This is a genomic window from Pseudomonas sp. TNT2022 ID1044, from assembly GCF_028656895.1.
GTDB lineage: Bacteria > Pseudomonadota > Gammaproteobacteria > Pseudomonadales > Pseudomonadaceae > Aquipseudomonas > Aquipseudomonas reinekei.
Map to the genome: position 1 here is coordinate 588,090 of NZ_JAMDHB010000022.1, position 11,072 is coordinate 599,161.

General features: G+C 48.1%; 7 protein-coding genes and 1 pseudogene. 5 read left to right on the top strand and 3 right to left on the bottom strand.

The window, feature by feature from the left end; translation table 11 throughout:
- Positions 1–151: 151 nt before the first annotated feature.
- The 5 genes from M5G20_RS25150 to M5G20_RS25170 all read left to right on the top strand — a co-directional run bounded on the left by M5G20_RS25150 (position 152) and on the right by M5G20_RS25170 (position 8,519).
- On the top strand, positions 152–1,567 hold the full coding sequence (locus M5G20_RS25150; RefSeq protein ID WP_273921361.1) for a site-specific integrase: 1,416 nt from the start codon (positions 152–154) through the stop codon (positions 1,565–1,567).
- Positions 1,557–4,901, top strand: coding sequence for a VPA1269 family protein (locus M5G20_RS25155; RefSeq protein ID WP_273921362.1), 3,345 nt, complete (start codon positions 1,557–1,559; stop codon positions 4,899–4,901). The genes M5G20_RS25150 and M5G20_RS25155 overlap by 11 nt, the downstream gene beginning before the upstream one ends.
- Positions 4,898–5,566 (top strand): hypothetical protein, encoded by a 669-nt coding sequence (locus tag M5G20_RS25160; protein WP_273921363.1) that lies wholly within the window; start codon positions 4,898–4,900, stop codon positions 5,564–5,566. Before M5G20_RS25155 ends, M5G20_RS25160 begins: the two co-directional genes overlap by 4 nt.
- A 65-nt stretch (positions 5,567–5,631) precedes the next feature.
- Positions 5,632–6,105, top strand: a complete 474-nt coding sequence (locus tag M5G20_RS25165) for a VPA1267 family protein (RefSeq protein ID WP_273921364.1) — start codon at positions 5,632–5,634, stop codon at positions 6,103–6,105.
- The gene (locus M5G20_RS25170; protein ID WP_273921365.1) at positions 6,102–8,519 is read left to right on the top strand and encodes an ATP-dependent DNA helicase; all 2,418 of its coding nucleotides are present in this window, start codon (positions 6,102–6,104) and stop codon (positions 8,517–8,519) included. The genes M5G20_RS25165 and M5G20_RS25170 overlap by 4 nt, the downstream gene beginning before the upstream one ends.
- Before the next feature lie 288 nt (positions 8,520–8,807).
- On the opposite strand, the gene M5G20_RS25175 is transcribed toward M5G20_RS25170, so the two are convergent.
- From M5G20_RS25175 to M5G20_RS25185, 3 genes and pseudogenes are all read right to left on the bottom strand, one after another.
- Complete coding sequence (locus tag M5G20_RS25175; RefSeq protein WP_273921366.1) at positions 8,808–10,085, bottom strand: hypothetical protein; 1,278 nt, start codon at positions 10,083–10,085, stop codon at positions 8,808–8,810.
- Between the two features lie 20 nt (positions 10,086–10,105).
- Complete coding sequence (locus M5G20_RS25180; protein WP_273921367.1) at positions 10,106–10,612, bottom strand: hypothetical protein; 507 nt, start codon at positions 10,610–10,612, stop codon at positions 10,106–10,108.
- A 377-nt stretch (positions 10,613–10,989) separates the two neighbouring features.
- Positions 10,990–11,072: pseudogene (locus M5G20_RS25185) on the bottom strand (MerR family transcriptional regulator); the annotation flags it as partial.

The following is an 11,072-nucleotide window of genomic DNA, read 5'->3' on the forward strand; positions in this document are numbered from 1 at the left end:
ACTATTTGACTCCCCTATCCCAAAGCAGTCTGCTGAAAACGATCACTTGATAGCTTAGAAACCGCCCGTCGCTAAATTCTCTCGTAATTTGACACCCGAATGAATGGTTACTAAACCATTATGACCCCCAAACAACATACTGGTGGGCCTCATGATGCGTCGCACTGTCCACTCCGTTATTGAGATACCTATCGCCGAAGGTGCGAAAGGCAGCAGTATTCCGTTACTTATTCTCGAAAATGGCGAAATCAGCTTGTTATGTCTCGCTTGGGCGCGCGATCTAATGATTAGCGAGGAGAACAGCCCTCCTGCCTTATACCAAGCCATCCAAGGAGTTGGCTTGCTCTACGACTTTTACGTTCTATGTCAAAATAGACTCCCGCTATCTGCCGAAAACGTGAGCTGGATGCTAAGCAGATTTCTAGAAGCACGCCAGCACGGCAATGAATTTCTAAATTGGCAACCCGTAGCGCGCAAAACTGCTAGAAATGACGTGGTGCGGATCAGTTCTTTCAGTTTGTTCTGCGCAAACAACTTTAATCACCTCCCGATCAATCCCCCTGAAAAAACGTTAATCAAGGACATGAGTTTTCAAGATCGTGCAACCTACCATCAAATATTAACCATTAGAGAGAAATGGGATCCGCTCTCACACTTAATTCCCGCAACCTCTATGGGACAAGGAATCGTACACGCACCGTCTTTAAAAATTAGGAGCAGATCGCCAAGTCGCACTAATACGTACGAATACTTTCCACCCGAAAAAGTTTGGGCTCTTATTAACGCAACCCCATCAACTCGCGACAAATTATTTTTCTTACTAATGTTCTTTGGCGCCACAAGAGAGTCCGAACCCTTGCACTTATTCGTCACTGACATAAAAGTATCGTCCAATGGTAGCGCTAGGGTAGTATTAGCAGATCCTATTGAAGCTCCATACAACTGGGATGATACATTTCTAGGAAAACGTCACGGCACTCGGGCATTCTTTCTGAACGAGCGATACAGACTCGCTCCTCGCAACAACCTGGGGGTAACCCATCCTTTGCGTTCAGGGTGGAAGGGGATGGAATACAGCGCACCTAAACGCAAAGAGTCAGAAATCGAATGGCTTGTCCCCGGAGTTGATAAGCTTTTTGCTCTTCTCCACAAACGATATATGAAAACCGTTCGAAGATATGTTGAGGATACACACCCTTACTATTTTGTTAACGAACAAGAAGGCGTCAACTTCGGACAACCTGTAAAACTATCGAATATTATCAAGTCATTTTATAGGGCAGCAAAACGTATTGGGCTCCTGCCGTCAGACCAAGGTGTAAATCCTCATGGTGCTCGACATTTTTATGGTCATTTCTGTGCTTCCTACCTGAGGCTTCCAATCGAAACGACGAAAATTATGATGAGGCACGCGAGTTTGCAATCTACGGAGGTTTATTATTCGCTGAGCATGGCAGTAGCGCGTGAAGATCTAAAAAAGGCGCACACTCGGATCACGCAAGAGATCCCGCTATTCTGCGCCGAGGCGCAGCAGGCGTTAGAAAAGGTATCGAGTCATGACAATTGAGAATTACAAAGCACCAGCATCTGAGCGCGTGATCGCATTGAACGTTAGCTCGTCGGAATGCGTAATCCTCGAAGACATAACGCTCGGTGAGATGCACGACGTTATTTCTCAATTTGAACGAATCAGGATAGAAAATTTCTGGAAATCCAAATTTATTCGTGAAAACGAAGAAGGGAATAATATTGTCGCATTCGAAACAAAAACCTTTACTTCTCACACCGGGCCAGTACACCTAAAAACTTCGGCACTTCAGAAATCACTAAAAACAAATGCACGTGGACAAGCGCTTGTCTCCTTGATCCAATCGCTCAGCGTGGAAGAGCAAAAAAAAATTGCTTTATCAATTATGCCTACCACCAGAAGCGAACTCATAAAAACCGCGCTATACCCAAACACTATACTTTCAAGGGATTATCACGAGCTACTTGAAAAATCCAAAAGCGCTGAATTGTTCATTGACACGCTCGCTTCAGAAATGACTGGTGAAAGTTTATACAAAACCTACGACCGTCAGTTTGAGCTACTCACTATGTTTTGGGCGAAAAACTGGCTTCTTTTCCCACAATCTTTTACCGACTGGCGCGGTAGATACATAATTAAAACCTTAACCAACCCTATCTATGGAGGAGAAAAAAGCTCGCTAATTTTGTCCACCTATGCCGTTCCACAACGGAAAGGGACGGATAAAGGCTTCCATCACACCTGTACCTTCTTTGCTACAGCTGATGTTCGTACTCATCAAGACTTTTCCGAAGGACTGATCAAGCGATTCGAAGAGATTTGTATCGCTAAAATAGCGATTCAGTATCCTCCCGAAACAAGAAATTCTGCTTTTTTGACGTTTCGTGGAAAAGCTCGATCTGTAGCTTTATGGCTGCTACAGACTATGAATAACATGAACCCAGAACATAGTGTTGAGCTCAAGAGACCGAAGAGAAATGATGTAGCTGACGAGGAAAGGCGTGTCGATGGGAAATTTCGATGGCTAGCGACAAAACGACCAGAACTTTGCACTTGGGCAGAATTATTCGCGTTTTTCATTCTGTCCAGAGATAACGCTAGAATTGGCAGCATCGTAGATCGTCTAAATACCTTTGGCGATTTTCTATGTACGCTAAATTCCCCCCCCCTAAAGCCATGGCTTGTTGATCGACGGGATCACATCAGCGACGTAAGGCGAATAAACAATAAAACATACCGGCAATATTTGATTGACAACATTACAAGCAAGAGGAGGAGAAATGACAACATTGGCACGATGCGTAAATTTTTTGACTGGCTTCGTGACTATCTCATCGCCAACGACATGGTGGCAGTTAGTAAATTCCCAGATCCTCTAAACGGTTCTGACAGATTTGGGAGCGAGGCGACAGCATCCAAAACATATAGAGACTCTTTACCCCCATACATTATCAATGAAATCAAGTCGGTACTAATTGAGGATGATTTTGCGTTTCCAAAGACTCTCAGATCAATGGTACAAGTGAGGGATCAGCGTAGCGGGCTTAGCGTAAAAGTTTTCGACCCTGGGCTTACTATTTGTCTTTACACTTTGGTAGACACGCCAATCAGAAGCCACCAAGCCCGATGGCTGGACTCAGGACAGCTTGACGAATTCGTATATAATGGGCAAAACCTTGTGCTAAATTCTTGTGAATTCGCAGTCCCTGGGCGTAAAGAAGGTGCCTTAAAACTCGAACATGATAGCTTGAGGGCAGATACTTGGTTGGCTTTATGGGTGAACACCAACAAAACAGCATCTTATGATAGCAAGATAATTGGATATGCTATCCCATATGTCTCCCAATCCCTTGCCGGCTTATTGCAATATCAAAATGAGTGGCAAAACAATTATCTCCCCCCGCTTCGTGAGCCTCTTTCTTATTCCCATTATCAACAAGACACAAGAGAACGTGAACGCCCAACTGGAGTTCATCGTCCGACCATCTGCCCACTCTTCCGCGATCCAAACTCGGCAGACCAAAATCGCCCATTAGAATATTCCCGCTTAGCTCGATTCTACACGGCGGTTCTAGAGCAAACCCAAAAAAACATTAAGCGAAAATATGGCCAATCGCTAAAACTCGTTACCTTCCCCAGTAAAGGCAGCCCCAAATGGGCGGTGGACTTACATTCATTGAGAGTAAGTGGTGTCACGAATCTCATTGAGGCTGGAGTGCCACTTGAAGTGGTACAGCAATTTGTAACTGGCCATCACACTTTAGTTATGCTACTTCACTACTTGAAATATTCTCCAGCGAAACTTCGTCAATTTATGGAGGATGCCTACGAGCGAATGAAAAATGATATCGATTTTATAGGTTCGGAGGTATTTCTCGAATCCCTTGACGAATTTGCACCATTTCTCCTTGGGCAGGAGGGGGCTGGGGGCAGCGCAGGGCTTACAGCACTCAGAGAGAGAGATGGAATTATGACCATAACCTCTGATGGTATCTGCCCTGGGACTTCGTGCAGCAATGGCGGCGCACTCGAAAGCATTTCACAAGACAAATATGGCCCAGTACCTGGCGGCAAGCGCTGCGGTTTATGTCGCTTCTGGCTGACCGGGCCTGCTCACCTCCTCGGTCAGGTGACAGCGGTTAACAACTTGGCATTCGCTATTCGTAGAAAGGGGCTCGAAATCGCTGCATTAAATGATGCATGCCTTGATGCAGAGGATGAAGGTAACATCCGAAAAGCACGAGAAGTTCGTGATCGTATAGATTTGCTTAGCCGCGAGTTAGACATCGATATAAATGAATGGGCAGCTAGGTATAGATACGCAGAGCATTCGATCATGCTAATGGATGAGTATTTAGCTACCAAGAATCGGATCATTAAAACCGATACCATGGTGCCAGTTCCCATCTTAACATCCAGCTCAGCTCACGAACTCAAGCTGACACTTGAGCAAGCTCATGAGTTTGCGCTTCTCGACCAAATTACTCAGATGAGCAGATTCACCACGGGCTTTACCAACAGGGAGGCCGAGCTGGAGAAAAATACCATTCTATCCAAGATGATGGTGGCGAACGGGATGAAGCCATTCTTGCTGACATTAACGAGCGAGCAGGCGCATGAAGCGGCAAACATGTTGTCCGCGCTTATACTCCAGCAAGTGAGTACTCAGGAGCTGGACGAGGTTTTAAACGGGACTCTTCCCTTGGACAGGTATCCAAATCTGGAGAGTGCATTTAGGTTGCTGGAAAATTGTGCAAATAAGGAGGCGTTGAACAAGCCGGGAGAAATGAGTCGTTTGGCGTCGCTCATTATGCCTCAAGATTTCCAAGATCGTGGGAAGGATGATGACGACGAAGAGGAGCTTTTTGGATGAGCCAGAGTGAAGCGGTGGCAGAGGTCTGCCAAAAGTTGATGCAGAGCTCGACGAACCCCAGGCAGCTACAATCTCTTGAGCGAATAAAAAAGGCTTGCGACTACCTTGAAGAGCAAGGCCTGAAAATCAGTGCGGGATCCGTCGAGCGCTACTGTACAGATCATGACTGGGATGGGCCCAAGGCTCAGTCCATTAGGAACTCACCTGTACTCAAAAAGCTCCTCGAGCTCAGACAATCATCCCAGATTTTGAGGCGAGATAGAAAAGCGAATAAGCCGAAGATGCTTATTCCTGATGAAACGTTGCGAGCCTACGTGGCGATGCTCGAAGAGGAGCGTGACCAAGCTATCGCAGATCGGACGCGCATCATGGAAGGGCTTCGCAGTATCCCAGGAGTACCTGTTGATGACTTCCTCCGCGTCGGATTTGGTGGTGTCGCAATATCCGCCCCTCCGGCTCAGGCAAAACCTGAAATTTCGCCAACATTGAGAGAGGCCGTATGCCGACTGTTGAATCCAACGCTTTTGGCAGACTGTGGTATGAGCCTCGAACGAGAGCGACTAAGGCAAAAAACCACCAATAACATTCTGCTGGAGAAGCAGCATGTCACAGCGCTTCGGATATTGGTCAGCGCTGATAATGATAAAGATAAAGATGAGGGGTAGCGACTTCATCTGCGCGAATTTGCACTAGCTTTCAGTTCACCGCTTTCAGTTTTCCGGAGACGAACATGGCGAACGGCAAGCAGCTGGCAGAACAAAATCTCGCTATTTTCATCGGTTGGGTTGCAAGCAAGAGCGACACAGACTTCCGAAAGATTATCGCACGGGGCGTGCTTTCAAGAACTGAGATCGCCCGTGAATGCGGCTTTGCCAAGTCAGCCCTGAACCAGAATCCACGCATCAGGAACTTCTTGCACACCCTTGAAGAGCAGCTGCGCGCTCGCGCTGTACTTCCCCCGCTCTCTCCACATGCCCACGCAGAAGTAAAAGGAGCAGCAGAAACAGGTAGAAGTGAAATGAGCGCCACTGATCAGAAAAAAACGGAACGTACTGCTATCGAGGGCCGAGAGTCTGAGCTGCTACACCGGTTGCAGTCAGAGAACGCCAATCAAAAAGCCGAAATCACCGAACTACGACGCCGGCTGTCCAAGTACGAATCCCTGCACCAGGCACTAGCATCAACCGGACGTATGCCGCGATGAACGGACAATCATCCGGCGAGCAAACAACCGGTCATCAAATTCCCTGCCGGCATCAGAATCAGCGACTCATCCGCGTGCTCTCCATTCGCAGCGACAATCCTCTCGGGCATGGCGGATGCATCTTCTTCGGCATCGAGATCGATGAACGCGGAACCCCATCACCAACCCAGAACCAATTCGTGGTTGTCGCTCGAAGCAGACTTCTACGGGACATCTCGGTTGAGGTGGGCCAATGGTGGCACGTCAGCGGCGAAGCCAATCCCCACACCCGAACAATTAACGGCTTCAGGGTCGTCGAGCAACAGATCGACGCGAAAGATCTGCAGATGACGCTGCCTACAGGGCATCACATGATTACGCTGCTTGCCGAGGGAGAACGTTTCGCTGGCATTGGCAATGCGAAAGCCACGCGGCTCTGGGAGACATTCGGAGAAACGCTCTCAGAGATTCTCGATCGAGGTGATACCGACGCACTCGCGACCGTACAAGGAGTAAGCCCTGAAAGCGCTGAGACTTTGGTCAAGGCTTGGTGCTCTTATCGAGAGACTCCCACTCTCCACTGGCTGTACAAGCACGGATTCAATGCTGCTCTCGGCAAAAAAGTCATCGAACATTTCGGTGCCGAGACGTCGAAACTGATAGAAGAAGACCCTTACCGGTTGCTCTCGTTTCTGGCGAGTTGGAAGACCACCGATAGCTTCGCCAGAGTTCAATTTGGAGTGGCTGATGACGACCCGCGCCGGCTGCAGGGAGCAATCGAGGAAGCACTCTATCGCCTCTTCGCTGATGGACACACCGCCGCTACCCGGCAGATGGTGATGGCGCGGCTCGCCTCAATCCTGGGTGACCAGACACCCGAGTTTCAATGGCGCCCGCTGGCAATCAAGGCATTAGAATCTGGCCTCAATAACGGAAGCTATCTGATTGGCGATGATGATCAGCTTCACCAGCTCGGCGCGTACGTGATGGAGTCTGATGTCTCCCAGGCACTTTCAACTCGCCTTGATCGTGATCAACACCCCCCCCAGCAACAGCAGCAGCAGCAGCAGCAGCAGCAGCAGCAGCAGCAGCAGATAGACACTGCTGCCATCGACGAGATAATCAACAGATTCGAAATTGATGAGCAACTGCGAGTCACCGACGAGCAACGCCACGCTGTCCACATGGCTGCCAACAACTCCTTTGCGCTGATTACGGGTGGCGCAGGGACGGGCAAGACTATCGTGTTGAAAGCGCTTTACCGCGTCTATGACCAGATGCATTTGCGGATCTTCCAGGCCGCTGTTGCAGGCCTCGCTGCAAAGCGTATGAGTGATGCAACTGACAGATCCGCAGCGACAATCGCGAGCCTGCTGCTACGTACCAAAGTGGACGACCTGAAGGATCCCTGCGTTCTGGTTCTGGATGAAGCAAGCATGGTGGACATCATCACAATGTACCGTATCGCACACCTGCTTCCCGAGCATGCACGAATACTCATGGTGGGTGATCCACATCAGCTCGTGCCGGTGGGGCCCGGCCTCGTTTTACATGCACTGGTCAACGCACCTCAGGTTCCGAACACCGAACTAAAAGTTGTGAAGCGCCACGGTGACGTTATCGCTCGCGCTGCGGCTTCAATCCGCGCCGGTGTATGGCCAGAAATGTCCGCCGACGAATCGCAGGCGCTAGCCTTTTTGCCTGTGCATAAGTTTTCCCCCTTTATACCTACTCACAGTAACCAAGAACCCATCTACAAAAACGAAGAATTCCAAAAGCAAACAATTGCCTCCGAGGTATTGAGGTTATATCTGCAAGCCCCTGACATCACGCAGATCCTGAGCCCCTGGAAGAAGGGGGACGAGGGCGTTCACGCATTGAACAAACTTTGTCAGAGTAACGTCGCACCAAACGCACCGAAGCTCATGATATGGAGCAAGGAATTCGATTGCCTGGTTGAAACCAAGTTCCGCTTGGGCGACCCCGTTGTATGCCTACGCAATCTGTGGGATATGGGACTCCAAAATGGATCGCTTGGACGTATCGCTCAAATCGAGCGTCTCCCCCTCGCACTCCATGATGACGAGGGCCGCACCATCGGCTACGCGATCGCCTGGGTTCATTGGGACGACGGTGTGCGCCGCCCTGTAACCGAGAATCTTCTGGATGAGTTGGACTTGGCTTACGCACTGACTGTGCATAAAGCGCAGGGCTCACAATGGCCGCGAGTGATTGTCTCGATCACTGGCAATCGATACTTGGATCGAAGTCTGATTTACACTGCGCTTACCAGAGCGCGCCAACAGGTGTTGCTCATTGGCGATGAGAGGGCGGCACGCAGAGCAGTGCAAGGCCTGCCGCGCGTCGATCGGAGATACACCGGCCTACTCTCCCTGCTGACCTCAATCGAGACCTCGGTCGGGCTCAAAGAATGATCGGGAGCTTTGCGAGTTCTTACGTTGTTAGAGGATAACATCCTGAGTAACCCTGGGAACCTGATCGCCCTTGATTCAAAACTCTTGGCTCACCTCGACTCTTTAATCGACGGCATCAATGTTATCATCAACTATCCGCTCTCAGCCGGTGATGAATAAATGCTCGGCACTCGCGCAATAAGCGACGTCTGCTTTCAGGATTAAGCCAAAGCTGGATGCCTCGATGTAACCGAACAGTCTCCAAGTAAGGTTTCCCTGGCAGGAGTATCTTTTGTTATGCCATTAAAGCTAGCTGGGGACAACATCTAACTCCGCAGCCAAATCAGCCAACTCTAGCAGGTAGCCTGAGTCTTGAAACTCTCGCCAGAGCAGGAATCCTTTATCAACAATTTTGAGCCTAGATCGATTTTTATCAAACTCGATAACAATAGGACGAATATTTTTTTCTTGTTGCAAGGATACAACCCTATCAAGCGCCCCAATTAATTTTAGGATTGAAACCTGCTTATTTAAAGGATGCTTTTCAACAATCATTCGTCTCATAGCCTGAGCAGGCAGACCATTGTCGAAATGTTTCTCTTCGAGAGTAATCAATGGAAACAATATCCACTTGTAAAGCTCTAACTCTGTCGGCGCGAACCCAACACTGAACTCCATCAGAAATTTTGTGTATCGCCCAGTCTGCATCTGCAGTATTCTTTTTATCTCCTCATAAATATCAAGCCCATGCGCTACATCTTTTAGATTTTCCTGAAAGCGATGAACACCCTGTAATTCACAAGCCTTCATACAAACTTGCTGCACAAGGAAAACATTACCTTTACAGTATTTTTTTACGCCCTCCTTGAACTCTAGAGAGAACCTGATATTCAGCATTTTTTCACTGCTTGTGAATAGCTCATCAATATCTGCATCCTGCCACAAATCAGCATTCACAGAAATTATTCTACCGACTAGATCATTATTGTGCGCGGTGAGCCTATCATCCTCCAACCACACACCAACTATTATAAAACAATGTTTACTTAATTCATGATAAGCCTTCAGAGCTTGAGAAAAATCTGCCTGAACGGCCTCGACAAGATAATGAAACTCTTCAATAACGATGAATTTGTTGAATCCTACCTCATCAAGCGCTCTTAACACATCATTCACACTAGCTAGATCTAGTTCCAGATGCTTCTTGTTCACTTGTTTTACGGTTTCTGCAGATAGCTCAGTATCCCCAAGACCGATGGTCAAATTAATTTTCGCTTTACCGCTCGAGGTTAGACTTTCTGACGCACTGGTCTGATAGCCAACCGCCTTAAGGATCGCCTCATGAATCTCTGCAATCCCCCAAGATCTCGAACAAGTAATAGTGATATAGTCATTTTCAGTGAGATTCTTTTTCCTCAGCGAGGTTTTACCTTGCTTAGAACCACCATGAACAATTACGTGAGTACCTTTAGAAAGGGCGGAGATGAATGTCTCATCGACGTGTGATCGCCACACATAGTTCTTTGGCAGATCACGTGCAGTCCCAAAAACCTCATCCACAGAAATAGTAGAAGTCACTTCATTCACCTCTGCCACCCCTATAGCAATCAAACTAATCCGATTAGCCCAGACAGGCCAGCACCAACAACACTTGCCACAGTACTATTCTCAAATAGCTTACGGAGAATCCCTTTCGCCTCCTCATCTTTAGACTTGGCAACTGCCTCAACCAAATGCTGAAGACTGATAGTCACAGTTTGACTATTATGGTTACCGACTTGAACCTGCTCGCCGTGCAAATTTCCAATATTAATCACGTTATTTACTTCCTTAGGCTTATGTTCATCAGCAGTCAAATTCAATACTTTTAGCTTTACAAGATCTGGGTGGGCTGTGCCAATTCCTAAGGTACCGCCCTGGGAAAAAGATGCATCCAGCACCTTCAAACTAACCTCACGCCCTCCCATTTTCTGCACTATGACGTCGCCAATACCGACATCAATTTCATCGGTATAAGGAATCAAAATGGTGGAATCAGCAATATTCCGTTTGGCCTTGTATTCATTAGAACCTAGCAATATCAAATCTGGATAAGCCAAAGCGTTAAAGTCCATTTCAAACTCCACATATTAAAAAGCAGGTGATCATACTATGACCTCAAATTGCCATCAACGTAACAATTTAGATATCTGTTTCACCGAAGCGTCCCGACCGGCTCATCAGAGACACCTGCTGAGCGGTTGACGTTTACACCTTCGTTGTTATGGTTTGGAAGGGTGCGCATCACCGAGGTGATTGACGCGGTTATAATTCACCATCCTCAAACAGCGCGGTTCAGGTATGGTCGAACCTCCAAAGAACGAGCCTCACCAGGGTGCTGCTCACTTTTCAGTGGAGCCAGGGGTTTGGGGAGCAATGGAACCAAAAACCAACGTAAGCTCTGAATCCCACCGTAAAGGGGCTTTCCGATCTCCAGCTCACCCGCCAGGCATTACTCTCTGATCAGTGCCTCGATGATCGGGCAGATCGTTCCGCCGTCTCCCGCATAACATTGCTGCACCAGTTCTTCTGCTC

Bases quoted from the DNA above. Each gene is read 5' to 3' on its own strand.
- M5G20_RS25170 (WP_273921365.1), top strand. From the start codon at position 6,102: ATGAACGGACAATCATCCGGCGAGCAAACAACCGGTCATCAAATTCCC.
- M5G20_RS25160 (WP_273921363.1), top strand. From the start codon at position 4,898: ATGAGCCAGAGTGAAGCGGTGGCAGAGGTCTGCCAAAAGTTGATGCAG.
- M5G20_RS25180 (WP_273921367.1), bottom strand. From the start codon at position 10,612: ATGGACTTTAACGCTTTGGCTTATCCAGATTTGATATTGCTAGGTTCT.
- M5G20_RS25155 (WP_273921362.1), top strand. From the start codon at position 1,557: ATGACAATTGAGAATTACAAAGCACCAGCATCTGAGCGCGTGATCGCA.
- M5G20_RS25150 (WP_273921361.1), top strand. From the start codon at position 152: ATGATGCGTCGCACTGTCCACTCCGTTATTGAGATACCTATCGCCGAA.
- M5G20_RS25165 (WP_273921364.1), top strand. From the start codon at position 5,632: ATGGCGAACGGCAAGCAGCTGGCAGAACAAAATCTCGCTATTTTCATC.